The organism is Janibacter indicus (assembly GCF_900176385.1).
GTDB lineage: Bacteria > Actinomycetota > Actinomycetes > Actinomycetales > Dermatophilaceae > Janibacter > Janibacter indicus.
Window position 1 is genome coordinate 151300 of sequence record NZ_FWXN01000001.1, and the last position, 23605, is coordinate 174904.

Annotated in this window: 25 protein-coding genes; 16 read left to right on the plus strand and 9 right to left on the minus strand. The window is 71.2% G+C overall.

The window, feature by feature from the left end; translation table 11 throughout:
• Positions 1-86: 86 nt before the first annotated feature.
• A complete protein-coding gene (locus tag B9B60_RS00710) occupies positions 87-1586 on the minus strand; it encodes a long-chain-fatty-acid--CoA ligase (protein ID WP_084449409.1) in 1500 nt (499 codons plus the stop codon).
• A 95-nt stretch (positions 1587-1681) separates the two neighbouring features.
• On the opposite strand from B9B60_RS00710, the gene ligA reads away from it, so the two are divergent.
• The 4 genes from ligA to B9B60_RS00730 all read left to right on the plus strand — a co-directional run bounded on the left by ligA (position 1682) and on the right by B9B60_RS00730 (position 7366).
• Entirely contained in the window at positions 1682-3892 is a 2211-nt protein-coding gene (gene ligA / locus B9B60_RS00715; protein ID WP_084449410.1) for an NAD-dependent DNA ligase LigA, read from the plus strand.
• On the plus strand, positions 3889-4362 hold the full coding sequence (locus B9B60_RS00720) for a mycothiol transferase (protein ID WP_084449411.1): 474 nt from the start codon (positions 3889-3891) through the stop codon (positions 4360-4362). The genes ligA and B9B60_RS00720 overlap by 4 nt, the downstream gene beginning before the upstream one ends.
• Positions 4363-4532: 170 nt before the next feature.
• Positions 4533-6344 carry a DEAD/DEAH box helicase gene (locus B9B60_RS00725; RefSeq protein ID WP_084449412.1) on the plus strand — a complete coding sequence of 604 codons (1812 nt, stop codon included), beginning with the start codon at positions 4533-4535 and terminating at the stop codon, positions 6342-6344.
• Positions 6344-7366, plus strand: a complete 1023-nt coding sequence (locus B9B60_RS00730) for a class I SAM-dependent methyltransferase (RefSeq protein WP_084449413.1) — start codon at positions 6344-6346, stop codon at positions 7364-7366. The genes B9B60_RS00725 and B9B60_RS00730 overlap by 1 nt, the downstream gene beginning before the upstream one ends.
• A 46-nt stretch (positions 7367-7412) precedes the next feature.
• Here the strand turns inward: B9B60_RS00730 and tpx are convergent, their stop codons facing one another.
• Genes tpx through B9B60_RS00745 form a run of 3 tightly spaced genes read right to left on the minus strand, consistent with a single transcriptional unit; the run spans position 7413 to position 9193 of the window.
• Positions 7413-7907, minus strand: a complete 495-nt coding sequence (tpx, locus tag B9B60_RS00735) for a thiol peroxidase (RefSeq protein WP_084449414.1) — start codon at positions 7905-7907, stop codon at positions 7413-7415.
• 54 nt (positions 7908-7961) lie between these two features.
• On the minus strand, positions 7962-8753 hold the full coding sequence (locus B9B60_RS00740) for a hypothetical protein (protein WP_084449415.1): 792 nt from the start codon (positions 8751-8753) through the stop codon (positions 7962-7964).
• A complete protein-coding gene (locus B9B60_RS00745) occupies positions 8750-9193 on the minus strand; it encodes an HIT family protein (RefSeq protein WP_084449416.1) in 444 nt (147 codons plus the stop codon). Before B9B60_RS00745 ends, B9B60_RS00740 begins: the two co-directional genes overlap by 4 nt.
• 84 nt (positions 9194-9277) lie before the next feature.
• Between B9B60_RS00745 and B9B60_RS00750 the strand changes: the two genes are divergently transcribed.
• The 5 genes from B9B60_RS00750 to gatB all read left to right on the plus strand — a co-directional run bounded on the left by B9B60_RS00750 (position 9278) and on the right by gatB (position 14116).
• Positions 9278-9811 carry a type II toxin-antitoxin system RatA family toxin gene (locus B9B60_RS00750; RefSeq protein ID WP_084449417.1) on the plus strand — a complete coding sequence of 178 codons (534 nt, stop codon included), beginning with the start codon at positions 9278-9280 and terminating at the stop codon, positions 9809-9811.
• Positions 9808-10647, plus strand: a complete 840-nt coding sequence (locus tag B9B60_RS00755; RefSeq protein WP_084449418.1) for a carbon-nitrogen hydrolase family protein — start codon at positions 9808-9810, stop codon at positions 10645-10647. Before B9B60_RS00750 ends, B9B60_RS00755 begins: the two co-directional genes overlap by 4 nt.
• 69 nt (positions 10648-10716) lie before the next feature.
• Positions 10717-11013: an Asp-tRNA(Asn)/Glu-tRNA(Gln) amidotransferase subunit GatC gene (gene gatC, locus B9B60_RS00760; protein WP_072624058.1), complete on the plus strand. Its 297-nt coding sequence runs from the start codon at positions 10717-10719 to the stop codon at positions 11011-11013.
• A gap of 16 nt (positions 11014-11029) precedes the next feature.
• Positions 11030-12544 (plus strand): Asp-tRNA(Asn)/Glu-tRNA(Gln) amidotransferase subunit GatA, encoded by a 1515-nt coding sequence (gatA, locus tag B9B60_RS00765; RefSeq protein ID WP_084449419.1) that lies wholly within the window; start codon positions 11030-11032, stop codon positions 12542-12544.
• Between the two features lie 3 nt (positions 12545-12547).
• Positions 12548-14116, plus strand: a complete 1569-nt coding sequence (gene gatB / locus B9B60_RS00770) for an Asp-tRNA(Asn)/Glu-tRNA(Gln) amidotransferase subunit GatB (protein ID WP_084449420.1) — start codon at positions 12548-12550, stop codon at positions 14114-14116.
• A gap of 65 nt (positions 14117-14181) precedes the next feature.
• Here gatB and B9B60_RS00775 read toward each other — a convergent pair whose 3' ends face one another.
• Complete coding sequence (locus B9B60_RS00775; RefSeq protein WP_084449421.1) at positions 14182-14769, minus strand: hypothetical protein; 588 nt, start codon at positions 14767-14769, stop codon at positions 14182-14184.
• A 126-nt stretch (positions 14770-14895) separates the two neighbouring features.
• Between B9B60_RS00775 and B9B60_RS00780 the strand changes: the two genes are divergently transcribed.
• Positions 14896-15813, plus strand: coding sequence for a 2-hydroxyacid dehydrogenase (locus B9B60_RS00780; protein ID WP_327078562.1), 918 nt, complete (start codon positions 14896-14898; stop codon positions 15811-15813).
• 34 nt (positions 15814-15847) lie between these two features.
• Here the strand turns inward: B9B60_RS00780 and B9B60_RS00785 are convergent, their stop codons facing one another.
• Positions 15848-16114, minus strand: coding sequence for a hypothetical protein (locus B9B60_RS00785; RefSeq protein ID WP_072624063.1), 267 nt, complete (start codon positions 16112-16114; stop codon positions 15848-15850).
• Positions 16115-16286: 172 nt separating this feature from the next.
• On the opposite strand from B9B60_RS00785, the gene B9B60_RS00790 reads away from it, so the two are divergent.
• Both B9B60_RS00790 and B9B60_RS00795 read left to right on the plus strand, forming a co-directional pair.
• Positions 16287-16808, plus strand: coding sequence for a SixA phosphatase family protein (locus B9B60_RS00790; RefSeq protein ID WP_084449423.1), 522 nt, complete (start codon positions 16287-16289; stop codon positions 16806-16808).
• A gap of 92 nt (positions 16809-16900) precedes the next feature.
• On the plus strand, positions 16901-17350 hold the full coding sequence (locus B9B60_RS00795; protein WP_072624065.1) for a DUF4189 domain-containing protein: 450 nt from the start codon (positions 16901-16903) through the stop codon (positions 17348-17350).
• Between the two features lie 64 nt (positions 17351-17414).
• On the opposite strand, the gene B9B60_RS00800 is transcribed toward B9B60_RS00795, so the two are convergent.
• The 3 genes from B9B60_RS00800 to B9B60_RS17085 all read right to left on the minus strand — a co-directional run bounded on the left by B9B60_RS00800 (position 17415) and on the right by B9B60_RS17085 (position 19121).
• Positions 17415-18287, minus strand: a complete 873-nt coding sequence (locus B9B60_RS00800) for an RNA polymerase sigma-70 factor (RefSeq protein WP_072624066.1) — start codon at positions 18285-18287, stop codon at positions 17415-17417.
• A 4-nt stretch (positions 18288-18291) separates the two neighbouring features.
• Complete coding sequence (locus tag B9B60_RS00805; RefSeq protein WP_072626135.1) at positions 18292-18876, minus strand: carboxymuconolactone decarboxylase family protein; 585 nt, start codon at positions 18874-18876, stop codon at positions 18292-18294.
• Positions 18877-18971: 95 nt separating this feature from the next.
• On the minus strand, positions 18972-19121 hold the full coding sequence (locus tag B9B60_RS17085) for a hypothetical protein (RefSeq protein WP_159451125.1): 150 nt from the start codon (positions 19119-19121) through the stop codon (positions 18972-18974).
• A gap of 67 nt (positions 19122-19188) precedes the next feature.
• Between B9B60_RS17085 and B9B60_RS00810 the strand changes: the two genes are divergently transcribed.
• From B9B60_RS00810 to ilvC, 4 genes are all read left to right on the plus strand, one after another.
• A complete protein-coding gene (locus B9B60_RS00810) occupies positions 19189-19572 on the plus strand; it encodes a hypothetical protein (RefSeq protein WP_084449424.1) in 384 nt (127 codons plus the stop codon).
• 230 nt (positions 19573-19802) lie between these two features.
• Complete coding sequence (locus B9B60_RS00815; protein WP_084449425.1) at positions 19803-21701, plus strand: acetolactate synthase large subunit; 1899 nt, start codon at positions 19803-19805, stop codon at positions 21699-21701.
• A gap of 12 nt (positions 21702-21713) precedes the next feature.
• Entirely contained in the window at positions 21714-22223 is a 510-nt protein-coding gene (gene ilvN / locus B9B60_RS00820) for an acetolactate synthase small subunit (protein WP_072624069.1), read from the plus strand.
• An 85-nt stretch (positions 22224-22308) separates the two neighbouring features.
• On the plus strand, positions 22309-23337 hold the full coding sequence (ilvC, locus tag B9B60_RS00825) for a ketol-acid reductoisomerase (protein WP_072624070.1): 1029 nt from the start codon (positions 22309-22311) through the stop codon (positions 23335-23337).
• Positions 23338-23605: the final 268 nt, after the last annotated feature.

Consider the following 23605-nt stretch of genomic DNA (forward strand, 5'->3'; position numbering starts at 1 on the left):
GAATGGCCTGGAAACCCGGAGATGACCGCGCAATTGCACGGTCATCTCCGGTTTTCCCGGCCAGCGGGTCGAGGGACGAGGGGGCGTCAGGCCTGCGGGGCGTGGATCTCGCGCTTGAGGATCTTGCCCGTCGGGCCCTTGGGCAGCTCGTCGAGGACCCAGATGGTGCGCGGGTACTTGTAGGCCGCGACCCGGTCCTTGACGTACTGCTTGATCTCCTCGAGGTCACCCGAGGCACCCTCGCGCAGCGAGACCGCGGCGCCGACGTCCTCGCCGAGCTCGGGGTGCGGCACGGAGACGACCGCGCACTCGAGGACGTCGGGGTGGGTGTAGAGCACCTCCTCGATCTCGCGCGGGTAGATGTTCATGCCGCCGCGGATGATGAGGTCCTTCTTGCGGTCGACGATCGTGTAGTAGCCGTCCTCGTCGACGCTCGCGATGTCGCCGGTGCGGAACCACCCGTCCGGGATCGCGGCCTCGGTCGCCTCGGGCTTGTTCCAGTAGCCCTTCATGACGTTGTCACCGCGGATCGCGATCTCGCCGACGCCCTCACCCGGGCCGACCGCCTGGCCGTCCTCGCCGATGAGCTTCATCTCGCAGCCGGGGATCGCGCGCCCGATCGTGCCGGGCTTGGTCGGCTTGTCGAGCATGTTGAAGGAGGCGACCGGCGAGGTCTCGGACAGGCCGTAGCCCTCGAGCAGGCTGACCTTGAAGGTCTCCTCGAACTCGCGCAGCGTCTCGCCCGGCAGGGACGAACCACCCGAGACGCAGGTGCGCAGGCTCGAGGTGTCGGTCTCGGAGACCGCCGGGTGGTGGAGCATCGCGCCGTACATCGTCGGCACGCCCTCGAAGATCGTCACCTGGTCGCGGGCGATGACCTCGAGCGCCTTGCCCGGGTCGAAGCGGGGGATGAGGGTCAGGGTCGCGCCCTGGCGGACCGCGGCGTTGAGCCCGCAGGTCAGGCCGAAGACGTGGAAGAGCGGCAGGCAGCCCATGATGACGTCGTCGGGCTGGATCCCGATGATGTCCTCGGCGCAGCGCTGGGCGTTGAGGTTGAGGTTGTCGTGGGTGAGCTGAGCCCCCTTCGGCCGTCCCGTCGTGCCGGAGGTGTAGAGGATGACGGCGTCGTCGTCGCCCGCACGCTCGGTGGGGGTGGTGATCGGCTCGCCGGCCGGCAGCGCGTCGGCGGCCGGGCCGACGGGGCCCGAGACGACGACCTGGGTGTCGGTGCCCTCGGCACCGGCCTGCGCCTCCGCGGCGAAGTCGCCCCAGACGAAGGAGAACTTCGCGCCGGAGTCGGTGTAGAAGTACTCGATCTCGTTGGCCTTGAGCAGGGGGTTCATCGGCACGACGACGCCACCGGCGAGCAGGGTGCCGTAGAAGAGCACGGGGAAGGCCGGGATGTTGGGCAGGATCAGCGAGACCCGGTCGCCGGGCTCGAGGCCGGCAGCTCGAAGGGAGCCCGCCGCCTTGGCCGCGAGGCCGTGCAGCTGCGACCACGTCAGCTCGGCATCGTCGAGCTTGATGGCCACCTTGTCCGGGTGGGCCTGGGCGGTGGTGACGAGGTTGCTCGCCAGATTCGTCATCGTCGACTCCTGAATGCTGGTTCGGGTGGCACCATCCAACACGGTCTCCCGCGTGGAGGGAAGGGGGTGTCGGGGGTGTGCGGCAGGATGGTCGGGTGAGCGAGATCCCCGAGACGGACGAGTCCGCGGAGCAGGTCCAGCCGGAGACCCCCGCCGACGTGCCCGACGAGCTGCGTCAGGAGTGGACCGACCTCGCCGAGCAGGCGACGGCCGCGCAGTTCGCCTACCACGTCAAGGACGCCCCGACGATCAGTGATGCCGAGTACGACCGGCTCATCCGTCGGCTGCAGGAGATCGAGGAGGCGCACCCCTCCCTTCGCACTCCCGAGTCGCCGACGCAGCAGGTGGGCGGGGCGATCTTCTCCACCGACTTCACCGCGGTCGACCACCTCGAGCGCATGCTCAGCCTCGACAACGCCTTCGAGGGCGACGACCTGATCGCGTGGGCGCAGCGCGTCGAGGCCGAGGTCAGCGGCTTCCACTACCTGTGCGAGCTGAAGATCGACGGCGTCGCGATCAACCTGCTCTACGAGGGTGGCAAGCTCACCCGGGCCCTGACCCGCGGCGACGGGCGCACCGGCGAGGACGTCACGCTCAACGTGCGCACCATCGAGGGGATCCCGACCCAGCTCGACGACAGCGTGCACCCCGTGCCCGACCTCGTCGAGATCCGCGGGGAGGTCTTCTTCCGCCTCGAGGACTTCGCCGAGCTCAACGCCGGCCTCGTCGAGGCGGGCAAGGCCCCCTTCGCCAACCCGCGCAACTCCGCCGCGGGATCGTTGCGACAAAAGGACCCCCGCGTCACGGCCCGCCGCTCGCTGCACATGCTCGTCCACGGCATGGGTCGCCGCGAGGGCTTCGATATCGACAGCCAGAGCCATGCCTACGAGCTCATGGCCGCGTGGGGGCTGCCGACCTCGCCGCACTACCGCGTGCTCGACTCGATCACGCAGGTGCGCGACTTCATCGCCGACGTCGAACGGCAGCGTCACGACTACGACCACGAGATCGACGGCGTCGTCGTCAAGGTCGACGAGATCGCCGTGCAGCGCCGCCTCGGGTCGACCTCGCGGGCCCCGCGCTGGGCCATCGCGTGGAAGTACCCGCCCGAGGAGGTCAACACCACGCTCCTCGACATCCAGGTCAACGTCGGGCGCACGGGGCGGGTGACCCCCTTCGGGGTCATGGAGCCCGTGACCGTCGCCGGGTCGACCGTCTCGATGGCCACGCTGCACAACGGCCACGAGGTCAAGCGCAAGGGTGTGCTCATCGGCGACACCGTCGTGCTGCGCAAGGCCGGCGACGTCATCCCCGAGATCCTCGGTCCGGTCGTCGAGCTGCGCGACGGGAGCGAGCGCGAGTTCGTCATGCCGACGCACTGCCCGTCCTGCGGCACGAAGCTCGCCCCGCAGAAGGAGGGCGACAAGGACATCCGCTGCCCCAACTCGCGCACCTGCCCCAGCCAGCTGCGCGAGCGGCTGTCGTCGCTCGCCGGGCGGGGCGCCTTCGACATCGAGGCGCTCGGCTGGGAGGGCGCCGTCGGGCTCCTCGACTCCGGCGTGCTCACCGACGAGGGCGGGCTCTTCGGCCTGACCGCGCAGGACGTCGCGCGCGTGCCGCTCTTCACCCGGGCGGCGAAGAAGACCGACCCGGAGGAGGCCGTCCACGACGGTCGGGTCCTGTCGGCCAACGGCGCCAAGCTCGTCGACAACCTCCAGCAGGCCAAGCAGCAGCCCCTGTGGCGGGTGCTCGTCGCGCTGTCGATCCGCCACGTCGGGCCGACGGCCGCACGGGCCCTGGCGCAGCACTTCGGCTCGATGGCCGCGATCCGCGAGGCCGACGAGGAGGCCCTCGCCGACGTCGAGGGCGTCGGGCCGACGATCGCCGCCTCGGTGCGCGAGTGGTTCGACGGCGAGGGCAACGACTGGCACCGCGGCATTGTCGACCAGTGGGCCGCCGACGGCGTGCGCATGGAGGACGAGCGCGACGAGTCGATCCGGCAGACCCTCGAGGGCGTCACGGTCGTCGTCACCGGCTCGCTCGAGCGCTACTCCCGCGACTCCGCCAAGGAGGCGATCCTCGAGCGCGGCGGCAAGGCCTCGGGCTCGGTGAGCAAGAAGACCGACTGGGTCGTCGTCGGCGACAACGCCGGCTCCAAGGAGGCCAAGGCCCGCGAGCTCGGCCGCCCGATCCTCACCGAGGAGGAGTTCACCGAGCTGCTCGAGACGGGTGCGGTGGCGCGCTTCGCCGAGGGGGATGACGAAGGGGGCGACCGCGCCGGTGACACGGACGGCGCCAACGGATGAGCGGCATCGACCGGGCCACCGCCCAGTGGTACGTCGACACCGCCCTGGCCAAGCTGCTCGCCCGGGCCGACGAGCTCGCCGACGCCGGGGGTGACGAGCTGCTCTCCCGCCGTCCGGACGTCGAGGGGGCCAACAGCGTCTACGCGCTCGTCGTCCACTGCTGCGGCGTCATGGAGCGCTGGGGTGGTGAGACGATCGCCGGGCGGCAGATCCATCGCGACCGGGCCGCGGAGTTCACCGCGACGGGCACCATCGACCAGCTCGAGGCGCTGGTCGCCGCCCAGCGGCGGCGCTGGGTCGAGGACCTCGCCGACTACGACGCCGGCGCAGCGCCGCGCGGTCCCGACGGTTGGGAGGAGGGTGACCCCGAGCCGACGACGCAGGGCTTCATCGTCCTGCACGTCATCGAAGAGCTCTACCAGCACCTCGGCCACGTCGACCTGACCGTCGACCTCGTGCACGATCGCTGAACCCGGCCGACACGGCCGCGAGGCCCGTGCACCAGGGGTAGTCCAGAGGCGAAAGGGGCCCTGCCAACGGCATGAGATGCACCAGGACGACCGCTGGTGCACGGCACGCCGTACTCCGGGGTCGCGCCTGTCGTTGGCGCACAGGGGCCCGACCTCACTACGGTCGGGGGGTGAGCACCGAGAGCACGACCCCTGACGCGCCCGAGACCTCCGAGACGACCGAGCCGGAGGGCCCGACCTTCGCCGACCTCGGCCTTGACGACCGGGTCGTGCGGTCCCTGCGGGACATCGGCTACGAGCGGCCCTCGCCGATCCAGGCCGCGACCATCCCGGCGCTGCTCGAGGGGCGCCACGTCGTGGGCCTCGCGCAGACAGGCACCGGCAAGACGGCGGCCTTCGCGCTGCCGGTCCTCAGCCGGCTCGACCCCAAGCAGAAGGCCCCGCAGGCGCTCATCCTCGCCCCGACCCGCGAGCTGGCGCTGCAGGTCTGCGAGGCCATCGAGAAGTACTCGGCCCGCATGCCCGGCGTGCGCGTCCTGCCGGTCTACGGAGGGCAGGGCTACGGGGTGCAGCTGAGCGCGCTGCGCCGCGGCGTGCACATCGTCGTCGGCACGCCCGGACGCATCATGGACCACCTCGACAAGGGCACGCTCGACCTGTCGCAGCTGCGCTTCCTCGTCCTCGACGAGGCGGACGAGATGCTCAAGATGGGCTTCGCCGAGGACGTCGAGACGATCCTCGCGGCGACGCCCGAGGACAAGCACGTCGCCCTCTTCAGCGCGACGATGCCCGCGCAGATCCGCCGCATCTCCCAGAAGTACCTCACCGATGCCCTCGAGATCACCGTCGAGCGCAAGACGACGACCGCACCCAACATCACCCAGCGGCACCTCTTCGTCTCCTATCCGCAGAAGGTCGAGGCGCTCACCCGGATCCTCGAGGTGGAGAACTTCGAGGCGATGATCGTCTTCGTCCGCACCAAGAACGAGACCGAGACCCTCGCCGAGAAGCTGCGGGCGCGCGGGTTCTCCGCCGCCGCGATCAACGGCGACGTCGCCCAGGCCCAGCGCGAGCGGACGGTCAGCCAGCTCAAGTCCGGCAAGCTCGACATCCTCGTTGCGACCGACGTCGCCGCCCGCGGCCTCGACGTCGAGCGGATCAGCCACGTCGTCAACTACGACATCCCGACCGACACCGAGTCCTACGTCCACCGGATCGGGCGCACCGGCCGCGCTGGGCGCTCTGGTGACGCGATCTCCTTCGTCACGCCCCGCGAGCGGCACCTGCTCAAGGCGATCGAGAAGGCCACCCGCACCACGCTCACCGAGATGTCGATGCCGAGTGCGGAGGACATCAACGCCAGCCGGCTGGGGCGCTTCGACGACCGGATCACCGCGGCCCTCGCCTCGCCCGACCTGTCGACCTTCCGTGACGTCGTCGGGCACTACGTGCGCGAGCACGACGTGCCGGAGAGTGACGTCGCGGCCGCGCTGGCGATCGTCCTCCAGGGGGACGAGCCGATGCTCCTCGACCCCGACCCGGTGCGTCCGCCGCGTCGGGAGCGGGACGAGCGCGGACCACGTCGTGACCGGGACGAAGGGGGACGCCGCGGTGACCGTGGGCCGCGCGGCTCCTCGGGCCCCATGGCCTCGTACCGGATCGCGGTCGGTCGCCGGCACAAGGTCGAGCCGCGGCAGATCGTCGGCGCCCTGGCCAACGAAGGGGGCCTGCGTCGCGAGGACTTCGGCCACATCGACATCCGCGGCGACCACTCGATCGTCGAGCTGCCCGCGACCCTGCCCGAGGGCACGGCCGACCGGCTGCAGAGCACCCGGATCTCGGGGCAGCTCATCGAGCTGCGCGAGTGGCAGGAGCGCGGTGGCGCTCGTGGCGGGCCGCGCCGTGACAAGCCCTACGGCAAGAAGCCCTACGCGAAGAAGTCCTACGACAAGAAGCCGCACCGCAAGGGCCGTCGGGACTGATGCCGGCCGAGCTCGACCCGGTGGACCGGCTGCTCCTCGACGAGCTGGGTGAGGTCCCAGCGGGGCGGGTCGCCGTGCTCGGCGACGACACCGGCGCGCTCGCGACCGCGCTCGTGGAGCACACGGGCGAGCGGGTCGTCGCGCACTGCGACTCGCTCGTCGCGGAGCGTCGGGTGGCCCGGGCGCTGGCCGGAGCCGCGGTCGGGGGAGAGGCGGTGCCGATCCTCGCCGAGGCGCTCACCGATGCCGCGCTCGTCGTGCTCCGCCTGCCGAAGTCGCTCGACGCCCTCGACGAGATCGCCCGCACCGCAACGCTGCTCGGCACGGTCGATGTGCGCGTCGTGGCCGGTGGTCGCGTCAAGCACATGACCCCGTCGATGAACGACGTGCTGGGCGCGAGCTTCGAGCGGGTGCACGCCAGCCTCGGCCGGCAGAAGTCGCGCGTGCTGCACGCCGCCGGTCCACGCGCCGTCGAGCAGGTCTGGCCGAAGCATCGGCACCACGCCGACCTCGACCTCACGGTCCACGCGTTCGGCGCGGCCTTCGCCGGGACACGCATCGACGCGGGCACGCGACTGCTCCTGGAACAGCTCGACGGGCTTGCCGACACCGACGGCACCGTCGTCGACCTCGGGTGCGGCACAGGGGTGCTCGCGTCCGTGCTGGCCCGACGCTTCGACGACGTGGTCGCGATCGACGTCTCCGCAGCGGCCGTGGCATCGGCCCGCCTGACGACCGCCGGTGCGGTCGACGTGCGCCGAGGTGACGGGCTCACGGGCCTGGCCGACGCGTCCGTGGCCACGATCGTGAGCAATCCTCCCTTCCACGTCGGGACGGCCAAGGACTCGACGCCGACGCTGGCGATGATCGCCGACGCGGCGCGCGTCCTCGTCCCCGGCGGCGAGCTTGTGCTCGTCTACAACTCGCACCTGCCCTATCTGCCGCGGCTGCGCGAGGTCGGGCCGACCGAGATCCTCGCCCGCGACCGCAGCTATCTCGTCACCCGCACCCTGCGGGCATGACGAAGGCGCCGTCCTGGGACGGCGCCTTCGTGATCGTGGAGTCGGTTCAGCCGAGCGCGGAGACCGCGGCGTCGTAGTCCGGCTCCTGGGTGATCTCGGGGACGAGCTCGGTGTGCAGGACCTTGCCGTCGGCGTCGAGGACGACGACCGAACGGGCGAGCAGGCCGGCCATCGGCCCGTCGGCCATCGTGACGCCGTAGTCCTTGCCGAAGGTGGAGCGGAAGGCCGAGCCGACCTTGACCTTGTCGATGCCCTCCGCGCCGCAGAAGCGGGCCTGGGCGAAGGGGAGGTCCTGGCTGACGTTGACGACCGTCGTGTTGTCGAGGCTCGCGGCGAGCTCGTTGAACTTGCGCACGCTCGCGGCGCAGACGCCGGTGTCGATGCTGGGGAAGATGTTGAGCACGACGCGGCCCGGCACGTCGGCGGAGGTCAGCGCGGAGAGACCCTCGCCGACGAGGTCGAAGCTCGGCGCCTGCGCGCCGGCGGCCGGCAGCTCGCCGACGGTGTTGACGGGGTTGCCCTTGAATGCGGTGGTAGCCATGCCCCATGCCTACACCCCGAAGGGGGTCGTGGCCACATGCGGTCTGCGGAGCGGTCAGCCCACGAGGGCCTTGACCCCGAGGGCGAGGGGGACGAGGACGAGCGCCGACAGGCCCATCGCACCCATGACGAGAGCGCCCTTGGTCTCCGAGTCGAGCGCCTCGCGCCAGCCGGCGCGCCCCAGGATCTCCTTGACCGGCACGTTGATCTCGGCGGTGGAGAACTCGTAGTCGACCTGCTTCCGGAAGCCCTCGAGCCCGAGGGACCACTCCTTGCGCCGGGTGTAGGTGAACTCGCGGCCGGAGCTGACGGCGATCTGGGCACCCAGCCCGCTGATCCCGGCATGCGACTCGACCTGCCGCGACTCGTCGGTGCGCTTGACGATCCCGGGCTTGTCCGTGGGGGTGAAGCGGGCGATGAAGGCGTGCTCGAGGTGCCGGCGGGTCGCGAGGTGCCGCCAGCGCGCGTCGGCGAGGTCGGCGTGCACCAGCACCGAGTGGCCGTTGGAGCGCACGACGTAGGGCGTGCCCTCGAAAGCGGTCGCCAGGGCCGGCGCCAGCCATTCGTAGGGCCACGGGGTGCTCTTGTCGGTCGCCGGGGGCAGGGGTGTGGTGGGCGGCGTGACGACGACGTGCTCGTCGGCCGTGGCGTCGGGGTCGGTCTCGCGGAGGAAGCCGATGAAGGCGACGAGGGTGACGACGATGGCGATGCCCCAGACGACGCCCCAGCCGAGCGCGGGCCAGGTCTGCCCGTCGGAGAGGAAGAGCCAGACCCCGCCGGCCAGGGCGAGGCTGAAGGCGACGAGTGCCGCGACGAAGGTGACGAGCTTGCGCAGGCGGCTCGTCATGCGGGCAGCGGCCCCGGCGCCGCGACGTGTTCGCCGTGGCCGTCGGCGCGCAGCCGCGAGCGGAGGCGCTCGGCCGCCTCGTAGAAGCGCTCGTCCCTGACGTCGCGCATCGGGGCGTGCGGGTCGAAGTCGTCGGGGGAGAAGGCCGGCCAGGTGTGGATGTGCAGGTGGGGCACGAGGAAGCCCTCGAGGAGCATGCCGACCCGCGGCGCCTCCCACTCGGCCTGCTGGGCCCGGCCGATGATGCCGGCCACCCGCTGCAGGTGCGTCCACGTCTGCTCGTCGGCGTCGGTCCACTGCTCGATCTCGGCGCGCGGCACGACCATGGTGTGCCCGTCGGTCAGCGGCTCGATCGTCAGGAAGGCCACGCAGGTCTCGTCGGACCACACGAACCGTCCGGGGATCTCACCCTCGATGATCTTCGTGAAGAGTGTCGCCATGCCGCCCACCCTATGAGTCCGGTGGCTCAGGTGTGACGAGCGCAGCGAGGAGCCTCGAAGCTCCCTGGCTCCTACAGTGGAGTCATGCCGCAGGTCAGCGCAGATGTGCACGTGCCGGTCCCGCCGGACCTCGCCTTCGCCGTGTCCCAGACGACGGGGGCGGTCCGTCGCCGGTGGGACCCCTTCATCCGCGAGCAGCGCTTCCTCGACGGGGCGAGCGAGCCGGGGGTGGGGGTGCGCACCTTCACCCGGTCCTCCTTCGCCGGACCGCTCTCGCCGAGCATGGTCAGCGAGTACGCCTCGTGGCGGCCGCCGACCTCGGCGGGGATGACGATGGTCCGCGGCCCGTGGTTCTTCGGGCGCTTCGGCGGCGGGTGGCGCTTCCAGCCCGATGGTGACGGCACCCTCGCGGTGTGGAAGTACACCTACGACGTCCGCCCGTCGTGGCTGCAGCCGCTCGCGCACCCGATCGGGCAGTGTCTCCTCGGCCGGGAGATCACCCGGCGCATCGAGGGCTTCGCCGCCGGGTGCCGTGACGAGGTGGTGCTCGCGGCGGCCCGGGCGGACATGGTCCGTCGCGCCGAGGCGATGCAGGACGAAGGGGGGAGGTCGGCGTGAGCACCCCCCCTTCGAGGCTCGTCCCTCGCACCTCAGGACAGCGCCTTCGCCTGGCCGGATGCCAGTGGACCGCGACGGCCGAGCCCGTTGACAACCTGCGCCGTATCGACGAGCTGACGGGTGAGGCGGCCAGCCGTGGGGCGCGGCTCGTCGTCCACCCGGAGGCGGCCATGGCCCCCTTCTCCCGTCGCCTCGACACCGCCGCCGAGCCGCTCGACGGGCGCTTCGCCGACGGGGTGCGCGAGGTGGCGCAGCGGCACGGGGTGACGCTCGTCGTCGGCATGTTCACCCCCGCCGACGAGATCACGACCGCCGAGGGCAAGGAGCGCGCGCGGGTCCACAACACGCTGCTCGTCACCGGTGGCGGGGTCGAGGAGACGACCTACCGCAAGATCCATCTCTACGACGCCTTCGGCAGCCGCGAGTCCGACACCGTCGCGCCCGGCGAGCAGGTGCGCACGGTCGACGTCGACGGCTGGTCCGTCGGGCTCGCCACCTGCTACGACGTGCGCTTCGCCGATCAGTTCACGCAGCTGGGCCGGCGCGGCGCCGAGCTCGTCGTGCTGCCGGCCTCGTGGGGCGACGGGCCGGGCAAGGCGAGCCAGTGGGACCTGCTGACCCGGGCCCGTGCGCACGACGCGCAGGCCTGGCTGCTCGCCGTCGACCAGGCCTGGACCCCGGACGCGGTCAACGGTCCCTGCGGCATCGGGCGCTCGGTCCTCGCCGACCCGACCGGCGAGGTGCGCGCCCGCCTCGGCGGGGGAGAGGACGTGCTCGTCGCCGAGGTCGACCACGAGACGGTGGCCCGCACCCGCGGGACCATCCCGATCCTCTAGCCGCGCAGTGGTGGCGCCACGCGAGCACCGGGGACGCCGCCCCCTTCGCCGGAACCTAGACTGTCCCGCATGGCTGACCTCTCTCGCGACGACGTGGCGCATCTGGCCTCGTTGGCCCGTATCGACCTCTCCGACGCCGAGCTCGACCGCATGGTCGGCGAGCTCGGGACCATCATCTCCTCCGTCGAGGCCGTGCAGCAGGCTCCGATCGAGGGCGTCGAGCCGATGAGCCACCCGATGCCGATTGTCAACGTCACCCGGCCCGATGTCGTGCGTCCCTCGCTCACCCCCGAGCAGGCCCTGGCGATGGCGCCGGCCTCCGAGGTCGGGCGCTTCGCCGTGCCGCGCATCCTGACCGAAGACTGAGCCCGAAGGACCCCACGTGAGCGACCCCACCCGTATGACCGCTGCCGCGCTCGCCGACGCGCTGGCCAGCGGCGACCTCTCCTCCGAGCAGATCACCCGCGCGCACCTCGACCGCATCGAGGGCGTCGACGAGCAGGTCGGCGCCTATCTCCACGTCGCGGGCGAGTCCGCGCTCGCCGAGGCCCGCGCGGTCGACGAGCGCCGGGCGAAGGGGGAGAGCCTCCACCGCCTCGCCGGCGTCCCGATCGCCGTCAAGGACGTCATGACGACGACCGGCATCCCGACGACGGCCGGGTCGAAGATCCTCGAGGGCTGGATCCCGCCCTACGACGCGACCGTCGTCAGCCGGCTCAAGGCGGCCGGCCTGCCGATCCTCGGCAAGACGAACATGGACGAGTTCGCCATGGGCTCCTCGACGGAGCACTCGGCCTACGGCCTGACCCGCAACCCCTGGGACCTCGAGCGCATCCCCGGCGGCTCCGGTGGTGGCTCGAGCGCCGTCGTCGCGTCGTGGCAGGCGCCCCTGGCGACCGGCACCGACACCGGTGGTTCGATCCGTCAGCCCGCGGCCGTCACCGGCTCGGTCGGCGTCAAGCCGACCTACGGCGGGGTCTCCCGCTACGGCCTCGTCGCCATGGCTTCCTCGCTCGACCAGGCCGGGCCGTGCGCGCGCACCGTGCTCGACACCGCGCTGCTGCACGAGGTCATGGCCGGGCACGACCCGCTGGACTCGACGTCGATCGACCAGCCCGTGCCGGACATCGTCGGTGCCGCGCAGCGGGCCGACGTCGCCGGGATGAAGGTCGGCATCGTCCGCGAGCTCACCGGTGAGGGCTTCTCTCCGCTCGTCCAGGCGCGCTTCGACGAGTCGGTCCAGCACCTCGTCGACGCCGGTGCCGAGGTCGTCGAGGTCTCGATGCCCAACGTCGTCCACGCGCTCGGCGCCTACTACCTGATCATGCCGAGCGAGGCGAGCAGCAACCTCGCCCGCTTCGACGCGATGCGCTACGGCCTGCGGGTCGGGCCCGAGGGCGTCGACGCCCCGAGCGCGGAGCAGGTCATGGCGGCCAGCCGCGACGCCGGCTTCGGCGACGAGGTCAAGCGCCGCATCATCCTCGGTACCTACGCGCTCTCCTCCGGCTACTACGACGCCTACTACGGCAGCGCGCAGAAGGTCCGTCGCCTCATCGCCGACGACTTCGCGCGGGCCTTCGAGACCGCCGACGTCCTCGTGTCGCCGACGGCCCCGACGACGGCCTTCCGCTTCGGCGAGAAGTCCGACGACCCGATGGCCATGTACCGCGGCGACATCGCGACGATCCCCGCCAACCTCGCGGGCGTGCCCGGCATGTCCCTGCCGAGCGGCCTCGCCGAGGACGGTCTCCCGGCCGGCTTCCAGATCCTCGCGCCGGCGATGGCCGACGACCGTCTCTACACCGTCGGCGCCGCCCTCGAGCAGCGCCTCGTCTCCGCCTGGGGTGGGCACCTGCTCGAGCAGGCCCCCGAGCTGGCCATCACGAAGGGAGCCTGAGACATGGCGAGCACCACCACCGACGCGGTCCTCGGGTACGACGAGGCCCTCGCCACCTTCGACCCCGTCATGGGCCTCGAGGTCCACGTCGAGCTCGGCACGGCGACGAAGATGTTCTGCGGCTGTGCCACCGGCTTCGGCGCCGAGCCCAACACCCAGACCTGCCCGGTCTGCCTCGGCCTGCCCGGCGCGCTGCCGGTCGTCAACGCGACCGGTGTCGAGTCCGCGATCCGCATCGGCCTGGCGCTCAACTGCCAGATCGCCGACTGGTGCCGCTTCGCCCGGAAGAACTACTTCTACCCGGACATGCCGAAGAACTTCCAGACCTCGCAGTACGACGAGCCGATCGCCTTCGACGGCTATCTCGACGTCGAGATCCCGGGACAAGATGGCGAGACCTCAGAGATTTTCAGAGTCGAGATCGAGCGCGCCCACATGGAGGAGGACACCGGCAAGAGCATGCACATCGGTGGTTCCACCGGACGCATCCAGGGCGCCGAGTACTCCCTCGTCGACTTCAACCGAGCCGGCATCCCGCTCATCGAGATCGTCACCCGCCCCATCGTCGGCGCGGGCGAGCGCGCCCCCGAGGTCGCCAAGGCCTATGTCGCCGCGCTGCGCGACCTGCTGCGCGCCCTCGACGTCTCCGACGTCAAGATGGAGCAGGGCTCGATGCGCTGCGACGTCAACCTCTCCCTTCGCCCCAAGGTCGGCGACGACCCGGCGGCGCAGGCCCAGCTCGACGTCCCGCTCGGCACCCGCACCGAGACCAAGAACGTCAACTCCCTTCGCTCCGTGGAGCGGGCGGTGCGCTACGAGGTCTGCCGCCACGCCGCGGTCCTCACCAACGGCGGGTCGATCCTGCAGGAGACCCGCCACTGGCACGAGGACACCGGCGTCACGACGAGCGGCCGCGAGAAGTCCGACGCCGAGGACTACCGCTACTTCCCCGAGCCCGACCTCGTGCCGGTCGCGCCGAGCCGCGACTACGTCGAGCAGCTGCGGGCCACCCTGCCCGAGCCGCCGGCTCAGCGCCGCAAGCGGCTGCAGGGGGAGTGGGGTTACTCCGACCTCGAGATGCGTGACGTGCTCAACGCCGGCGCGACCGAGCTCATCGAGGCCACCGTCACCGCCGGCGCCAAGCCGCAGGCCGCGCGCAAGTGGTGGCTCGGCGAGCCGTCCCGCCGCGCCAACACCGAGGGCGTCGACCTCGCGACCTACGCCGAGCAGACCGGCGTCACGCCCGAGCACGTCGCCGAGCTCGAGTCGCTCGTCGGCTCCGGCCGGCTCAACGACAAGATGGCCCGTCAGGTCCTCGAGGGTGTCCTCGACGGCGAGGGCACCCCGACGGCCGTCGCCGACGCCCGCGGGCTCGAGCTCGTCCAGGACGACGGCGCGCTCGAGGCCGCCGTCGACAAGGTCATCGAGGCCAACCCCGACGTCGCCGACAAGATCCGCGGCGGCAAGGTGCAGGCCGCCGGCGCGCTCATCGGCCAGGTGATGAAGGAGATGAAGGGCCAGGCCGACGCCGGCAAGGCCCGCGAGCTCATCCTCGCCAAGCTCGGCGCCTGACGCAGGCAGCACGAAGGGGACGGTGCCGGGTCGATCCGGCACCGCCCCCTTCGTCATGGTGCTGGTCAGACCGGGCCGTACCCGGAGATCTGGCCGTACCGGGTCGTCCCGGCGAGGATCGGCTTGCCGGCGAAGCTGCCCTGCGGCCGCGCGGCGCGCCACCAGGAGTAGAAGGTCCCGTCGCCGTCGTCGGTCGGTGGCTCGGTGGCGTAGAGCGTGAAGCTGGCGTCGAAGGGCCACGACCTCGACCCGCTCGTGCCCATGAGGTAGCCCCTCTGGGTGGCCGAGTTGCCGCTCGAGCTGACCCAGCCGACCTTGTTGCCGCCCTGGTTCTTGAGGTAGATCGTCTGCCGGTGCGTGCACCGGGACGAGGCCCATCGCGGCGAGACGGTGGCGCCGCTCGGGCAGTAGAAGGATCGGATGAATCCGCTGACCTTGCCGTTGTCGGTGCGCAGCCGCACCTGGTGGCGGTTGCCCTTGATGGGCGAGCCGAACTCCACGGTCCAGGCCCCGCCGAGGACGACCTCGGACAGGGCGGCCTTGTGGTGGCTCGTCGGTGGGTACTCGGCCGGCGCGGCCTGCGCCGGTCCGGCGAGGGCCAGCCCCGCGGTCATGAGTCCGGTGGTGGCGATGGCGCTGAGCGTCCGCTGCATGGCGGTGTCCTCTCGTGGTGGCGTGCTTCCCCGATGACGCACGCCTGCCTCCATGGACCCACCGTGAGAGGGGGCCGTCCATGGGTACCCGTACTCACCGGATCCGGTCCACCTACGATGACGCGCATGGTCACCGTCTCCTTCCCCGACATCACCTGGCGCGACCAGGTCGGCCCGATCGACGGCGTGACGGCCGTCGTGTGGGACCCGCAGGAGGCTCCGCCGCAGGAGTCGGTCGACGTCTACATCGCGCCGTACATGACCAAGCCCACGGGCGTGGCCGTCGTCGCGGAGCAGCCGTCGGTGCGCCTCGTGCAGCTGCTGTCGGCCGGCTTCGACAACATGCTCCCGGTCCTGCCGGAGGGGGTCTCCCTCGCCAACGCGAAGGGGGTCCACGACGCGGCCACCGCAGAGCTGGCCCTGACCCTCGTCCTCGCCTCGCAGCGTGGGTTCGACGACTTCGCGCGCGCCCAGGCGCAGGGGGAGTGGACCTCCCGCCACGTGCGCCCGGGCCTCGCCGACAAGCGGGTACTGCTCCTCGGCTACGGCTCCGTGGGCCGGGCGATCGTGGAGCGGCTCGTGCCCTTCGAGGTGTCGGTCACGGCCGTGGCCTCGCGGGCGCGCGCCGGCGACGATCTCGTCGACACGGTGCACGGGGTCGACGAGCTGGCCTCTCTGGCACCGCAGCACGACATCATCGTCTCGGTGCTGCCGGGCTCCGACGCCACCCACCACGTCTTGGGCGAGGAGCTGCTGAGCTCGCTGCCCGATGGCACGCTCGTGGTCAACGTCGGCCGTGGGCCGGCGCTCGACACCGAGGCCGCCCTGCGGCACGCGGGCCGCCTGCGCTTCGCCCTCGACGTCACCGACCCCGAGCCGCTGCCGACCGGGCACTCCCTGTGGTCGGCACCCGGTGTCATCATCAGCCCGCACGTCGGTGGGATGACCCACGCCTTCCGCCCCCGCGCGGTGGCGCTGCTGCGTCGCCAGCTCACCGCTCTCGCAGCGGGCGAGCCGCCGATCAACCTCGTGCACGAGGGTTGACCGGCGGCTCGGCGGCGACGCTGACGCGAATCCGTCAGAGGCGGCCGAAGCTATCGTCGCGGTCGGGCTGCAGCGGGGCGCCGTTGACGTGGCCTTTGACCCAGAAGGGCTGACCACCCTCGGACATCCGGTAGATGCTGAGGTTGAGGGCCACGACCCGCGATGCGGTCGAGGTCCGGCTCTTGGCGAGCACGGGCGGGCAGTAGTAGGAGCGGATGTAGCTGCCCTTGGTCACGTAGCCGTTGACGGTGTCGAGCACCACCTGGTGTCGGTTGCCGGCGAAGCCCTCGGCCTTGCCCACCGCGACGCTCTGGCTCGAGGTGGCCCAGTCGTTGTAGCCGCCCGCCGTCGTCGAGTCCGGTTGCGCCGCACTTCAGATCTGACCATTTCCTGACGATCCGGCTCCCGTGAGAGGTCGCCGCGCCGACCCGTCAGGGGTGGCGCGTCGGTGTGCTCCGGGCCACACTCGCTCTATGACGACGTCAGCAGAGGACCGGACCCTGATCCTGCTGCGGCACGCCGACCCGGAGCCGGGCCGTGCCGGTCAGGACGACCGCGAGCGACCCCTGTCGGAGCACGGGCGCAACCAGGCCGCCGACGTCGGTCGGTGGCTGCGCGAGCAGGGGCTCGGCTGCGACGAGGTCATGTGCTCGCCCTCGCTACGCACCCGCGAGACGATGCAGGAGCTCGCCGCGGCCGGGTGCCCGGAGGCTGAGGTGCAGATCGAGCACCGGCTCTACAACGCCGACGCCGACGACGTGCTCTCGGTGATCCGGGGCTCGACCAACGACGCGAGCATCCTGCTCGTCGTCGGTCATGCGCCGGGGCTGCCGGCTGCGGCCAGTCTGCTCGCCGACGGTGAGGGCAGCGAGGAGGCGCACGAGCGACTGAGCGGCGGGTTCCCGCCGGCCGCTGCGGCCGTGCTGCGCTTCTCGGGGCACTGGGACGACCTCGACTTCGGGGCCGCGGCGCTCGACGACTTCCGCACACCCTGAGTGGGGAGAGCTCCCCTTCCCAGGTGAGGACCGATGCGCAAGACTGCCCTCGGCGACCACAGGGGACGCCACCTCACCAGGGGAGAAGACACATGAAGACAGTGCTCCGTCGCGCTGCAGTCATCGGCGCCACGACGATGACCGCGGCCACGCTTGCCGTGCCTGCCGCCCAGGCAGCGCCGACCGCTGACAGCTCGGCCTCGGCCCGCACCTACTACGGTGCGATCGCCCTCAACAGCCGCACGCTCGCCGTCGGCACCTCGGTCAATGCCAAGACCGCCACCAGCGCCAAGAGCGCGGCGCTGACCCGCTGCAAGAAGTACAGCTACTCGTCCTACTGCCGCAACGTCGTGTGGGTGAGCAATGGCTGCGCCGCCGTCGCCGTCAAGTACGACAGCAAGGGCCGCCCGGTCCGCTACGCCAGCGCCTACGGCAAGTACAAGTGGCCCACGGTCCGCCTGGCCAAGAAGCGCGCCATGGGCAGCTCGACCGCCGGCACGGTCAAGACCCGCGCCTACGTCTGCACCACGCGCTACTACTGACAGACCGCGCTCCGCACGCAGGGCCGTCCCGACACCGTCGGGGCGGCCCCGCGCCGTACCCGGGTCACCTGGTGAGCACGGTCTCCTGATCCACGGCGAGCAGCTTGTGCGGGTTGCGCACAATGTAGGCCGCGGTGACCCGACCCTGCGTCACGGCAAAGGTGACGATCGCCTCGAGCGCGCCGTCGAGCTCCAGGCGAAGGGCGGGGGCGCCGTTGACGAGGACCGGCGCACCCCGTGTGGCCGCCACATAGACGCCGGTGAGGAAGCGCAGGACCTTGTCCACGCCGACGATGGGGCGCAGGGCGGCCTGCTTGACGCCGCCGCCGTCGGTGAGCAGCACGACCTCGGGGTCGAGCACGTCGACGAGCAGTTGCAGGTCGTCGCCGGCGACCGCCGCGAGGAAGCGCTCGACCACTGCCTGCTGCTCGGCGACCGTGACCTCCCGGCGCGGTCGACGGGCCGCGACGTGCTCGCGCGCCCGGTGCGCGATCTGCCGCACGGCCGCAGGGCTGCGAGCGGTCGCCTCGGCGATCTCGTCGTAGGGCAGCTCGAAGACCTCGCGCAGGACGAAGACCGCCCGCTCCGTCGGGCCGAGGGTCTCGAGGACGAGGAGCATCGCCGTCGAGACGCTCTCGGCCAGCTCGACGTCTTCGGCGACGTCGGGGGTGGTGAGCAGCGGCTCGGGCAGCCACGGGCCGACGTAGTCCTCGCGACGTCGGCTGTGCGCCCGCAGGGCGTTGAGCGACAGGCGCGTGGTGATCCGCACGAGGTAGGCGCGGGGGTCGTGCACCGTGTCGGTCACGCGGGACCAGCGCAGCCAGACCTCCTGAAGCACGTCCTCGGCGTCGGCGGCTGACCCGAGCATCTCGTAGGCGACGGTGAAGAGCAGGTTGCGGTGGGTCACCCACGCGTCGGTGCCGGGGTGGAGGCTCACCCGGTCACCGTCCCATGTCCGTGCCCGTGCCGGCGAGGGGCAGCTCGCACACGTCGGAGTAGCCCTGGCTGGCCAGGCCGGCGGCGCAGTTGAAGCGGGAGCGTTCGTTCTCCACCGCGATGATCATCGTCAGCTCGACGAGCGCAGGGGTGCCGAGCTGCTCGCGCAGGCTCGTCGACATCTCGTCGGTGACCGTCGGCGGGGTGGCGGTCATCGCCTCGGCGTAGCCCATGACCTCGCGCTCCAGGGGTGAGAAGACGTCGGACTGGCGCCAGCGCGGCACCTCCCGGACCTTGTCGAGGTTGAGACCGTCCTCGTGGGCGACGTAGTAGCCGAAGTCCAGGCACCACGAGCAGCCGATGACCGCGGCGGAGGCCATGACGGCGTAGGACTTCAGGTGCGGGTCGAGGGCGTCCCAGCCGGCGACCTTGCGCTCGAAGCCGAAGACGCTCCACGCCACCTTGCGGTCGTGGGCCAGGACGTAGGCGTTGTCGGGCACCTCGCCGTAGAGGCGTCGGCAGATCGCGACGACGAGACGGCCGAAGGGGGAGGACATGTCGTTGCGAGGGATGCGGAAGGTGCTGGGCACGGTGGTCTCCTGGGTCCGTCGGCCCCGGGTCGGGCCGCTCACCATGGAGACACCGCTCGCTCTGCGGGTGTGACAGGCGGTCGGTGAGCGCCCAGTCACAGGGGCAGCGTCAGATGACGGAAGGTCGAGACGACCTCCATCCCCAGGTGCTCGTAGAGACCCAGTGCGCCGGTGCTCATGCGAGCCCAGCGTCTTCCCTTCGCCCTCGTGTCGTCACCCGAGTTGTCGTGGGTACCGCTCCCCATGGCGCGTCCGGCGACGCAGCGGCAGGATCGGATCAGACCGGAAACCGCCACGTACACAAGGGGAACCGTGAGCCAGCAGACCAGCACGACCGACGGTGGGACGCCCACCCAGCCCACGACGAACCACCCCAAGGCGCTGCCGAAGCCCTTCTGGGTCGGACTGGCCTTCGCGCTCGCCGCATTCGTGGTCCACCTGTCGTCCACGCGCACGAGCAGGGTCAATGGCGTCGTCGTCGAGTGTTCCTACATGGACTACTTCGCGCTCCTCGCGGCCGTGGCCGTCGCCGCGTGCGCGGTGGCCGTCGCCAAGACGGCCTTCGCGCGCCACAACCCGTGGTCGAAGATTGCCCGCCCGACGCGCGGTCTGCTCTTCGGCGCCAGCGCGGTGCTCCTCGTCTTCGCGGTCGTCCACGTGCTCCGGGGGCTGGGGATGCTCGGCGGTCCCTGCTGAGCCGCCGCCCGGCTCCCGACGGCCGCGTCCCACATCGTGGGCGCGGTTGTCTCATTCATTGACACGCTCGCTGCCGCGGGAGAGAGTTGTCCGCATGGCCCTCCTCCTCGTACTTCCCCGGCGCGCTGCCTGAGCGACGACCCGTTCGTCGACGCAGCGCGCGCCCTTCACGTCCGGACCAGGACTGAAGGGCTTTTTCATGCCGGGAGAAGATGTGAGGAGCAGGACGGATGGCACGGCAAACCGAAGGACACACGGTGACTGACACGACCAGCAGCGCCCCGACCCCGGCAGCGCTGGCGCGCCGGGCGGAGGCCCGACCGACCCCAGAGCAGGTGACCGGAGCGCAGAGCCTCGTCCTCTCGCTCGAGAGCGTCGGTGCCGAGGTCGTCTTCGGGATCCCCGGTGGCGCGATCCTGCCCGCCTACGACCCGCTGATGGACTCGGTCAAGGTGCGTCACATCCTCGTGCGGCACGAGCAGGGCGCCGGTCACGCCGCCGAGGGCTATGCCTCCGCGACCGGCAAGGTCGGCGTGTGCATGGCGACCTCCGGGCCGGGCGCCACCAACCTCGTCACGGCCATCGCCGACGCCCACATGGACTCGGTCCCGATCGTCGCGATCACCGGGCAGGTCGCCTCGAGCTCGATCGGGACCGACGCCTTCCAGGAGGCGGACATCCGCGGCATCACCATGCCGATCACCAAGCACAACTACCTCGTGACCGACGCCGCGGAGATCCCGCGGGTCATCGCCGAGGCCTTCCACATCGCGAGCACCGGCCGACCCGGCCCCGTCCTCGTCGACATCTCCAAGGACGCGCTGCAGGCCACCACCACCTTCGCGTGGCCGCCGCAGATCGCCCTGCCGGGCTACCACCCGGTGACGCGTCCGCACGCAAAGCAGATCCGTGAGGCCGTGCGCCTCATGGCCGGCAGCCGTCAGCCGGTCCTCTACGTCGGCGGCGGCGTCATCCGCGCCGGCGCCGCGGAGGAGCTGCGACGGCTTGCCGAGCTGACCGGCATCCCGGTCGTCACGACGCTCATGGCCCGCGGTGCCTTCCCCGACGGGCACCCGCTGCACCTGGGCATGCCCGGCATGCACGGCTCCGTCGCCGCGGTCACCGGTCTGCAGCGCAGCGACCTGCTCATCGCCCTCGGCGCCCGCTTCGACGATCGCGTCACCGGCCAGCTGTCGTCCTTCGCCCCCGGGGCCAAGGTCATCCACGCCGACATCGACCCGGCCGAGATCTCCAAGAACCGCGTGGCCGACGTGCCGATCGTCGGTGACGCCAAGGCGATCATCGGCGAGCTCATCGCCGCGATCGAGGCGGGCGAAGGGGAGGCCGCCAGCATCGGCCCCGACCTCTACCGCGACTGGTCGGCGACGACGACGCGGTGGTCGCAGGACTACCCGGTCGGGTACACCTCGCACGGCGAGGGTGCCCTCATGCCCCAGCAGGTCATCGAGCGGCTCGGCGCGATCGCCGGCCCCGAGGCGATCTACGCCGCCGGCGTCGGCCAGCACCAGATGTGGGCGGCGCAGTTCATCGGCTACGAGCGCCCCAATGCCTGGCTCAACTCCGGCGGCGCCGGCACGATGGGCTACTCCGTGCCGGCCGCCATGGGAGCCAAGGTCGGCGAGCCCGACAGGGTCGTGTGGGCCATCGACGGCGACGGGTGCTTCCAGATGACCAACCAGGAGCTCGCGACCTGCGTCATCAACGACATCCCGATCAAGGTCGCGGTCATCAACAACTCCAGCCTGGGCATGGTCCGGCAGTGGCAGTCGCTCTTCTACAACGAGCGCTACTCCAACACCGACCTGCACACCTCGGTCGGCAGCCGGATCCCCGACTTCGTCAAGCTCGCCGACGCCTACGGGTGCGTCGGGCTGCGCTGCGAGCGTCCCGAGGACCTCGACGCGACGATCGAGCAGGCGATGGCGATCAACGACCGCCCCGTGATCATCGACTTCGTCGTCGAGCGCGACGCCATGGTGTGGCCGATGGTCCCCGCCGGCGTGAGCAACGACGCCATCCAGATCGCCCGCGACGCCGCCCCCGAGTGGGACCGCGAGGAGTCCGAGGCGATCGAGCAGTCCACCGACGCCGACCACGACGGCAAGTGAGGTAGCGCCACCGTGAGCACCAAGCACACCCTGTCCGTCCTCGTCGAGAACAAGCCCGGCGTCCTCGCCCGGATCTCGGCGCTCTTCTCCCGGCGCGGGTTCAACATCGACTCGCTGGCCGTCGGCCCGACCGAGCACGACGAGATCTCGCGGATGACCGTCGTCGTCGACGTCGAGGACCTGCCGCTGGAGCAGGTGACCAAGCAGCTCAACAAGCTCGTCGAGGTGCTCAAGGTCGTCGAGCTCGACCCGCTCGCGTCGGTGACCAGCCAGATCGTCCTGGTCAAGGTCCGCGCCGAGGCGAGCAACCGCAGCGGCATCCTCGAGACCGCGCAGATGTTCAAGGCCAAGATCGTCGACACGACGACCGACGCGATGACCCTGCAGGTCTACGGCAACTCCGACAAGATCGCCGCGATGCTCGAGATCCTCGAGCCCTACGGCATCAAGGAGCTCGTCCAGTCCGGCGTCGTGGCCATCGGCCGCGGCCCCCGCTCCATCACCGACCGCTCCCGACACTGACCCCCCCTTCGTCCCCGTCCGAGGAGACGGGAGACGATGACGACCACCCCCGACTGCACCACCACGACACAAGGAGAAGTGCCCCATGGCCGCCGAACTGATCTACGACGACGACGCCGACCTGTCCATCATCCAGGGCCGCAAGGTTGCCGTCATCGGCTATGGCTCGCAGGGCCACGCACACGCGCTCAACCTGCGCGACAGCGGCGTCGACGTGCGCGTCGGCCTCAAGGAGGGCAGCAAGAGCCGGGCCAAGGCCGAGGCCGAGGGGCTGAAGGTCCTCACGCCGCGCGAGGCCGCCGCCGAGGCCGACGTCATCGTCATCCTCGCCCCCGACCAGGTCCAGCGTCACCTCTACGCCGACGACATCGCGCCGGAGCTGAAGGACGGCGACGTCCTCGTCTTCGGTCACGGCTTCAACGTCCGCTTCGGCTACATCCAGGCGCCCGACGGCGTCGACGTCATCCTCGTCGCGCCCAAGGCGCCGGGCCACACCGTGCGTCGCGAGTTCGTCGACGGCCGCGGCATCCCGGACATCATCGCCGTCGAGCAGGACGCCTCGGGCAAGGCCTGGGACATTGCTGCCTCCTACGCCAAGGGCATCGGTGGTACCCGCGCCGGCGTCATCAAGACGACCTTCACCGAGGAGACCGAGACCGACCTCTTCGGCGAGCAGGCCGTCCTGTGCGGTGGCATGTCGCACCTCGTCCAGGCGGGCTTCGAGACGCTGACCGAGGCGGGCTACCAGCCGGAGATCGCCTACTTCGAGGTGCTCCACGAGCTCAAGCTCATCGTCGACCTCATGTGGGAGGGCGGCATCGCCAAGCAGCGCTGGTCGATCTCCGACACCGCCGAGTACGGCGACTACGTCTCCGGCCCGCGGGTCGTCGACGCCAAGGTCAAGGAGTCGATGAAGGGCATCCTCGCCGACATCCAGGACGGCTCCTTCGCCAAGCGCTTCATCGAGGACCAGGACAAGGGCGCCACCGAGTTCCAGCAGCTGCGCGAGCAGGAGGCCGGTCACCCGATCGAGGCGACGGGCAAGGCGCTGCGGGCGCACTTCGCGTGGCAGTCCGGGGACGACGACTACACCGAGGGCTCAGCCGCTCGCTGATCCACCACCTGACCCCCGACGCGGTCACCCCGCGGACGGTCCCCGACGGGGGCGCCCACCGGCTCACCAGCCGGGGCGCCCCCTTCGTCGTGCCCCGGCCCTGCTCCAGGAGGCGGGTCACCGGGCCCACGTGGTGGGTCAGGTCCGGCAGCGCGATGACCGCAGGGGGCGATGGTGGTGACTACGCCCCTGCTCCACGAGGCGGGTCACCGTGACCCGCGTGGTGGAGCAGGGCCGTAGTGCGCGGGAGGCCCCGCCGTCGGCGGCC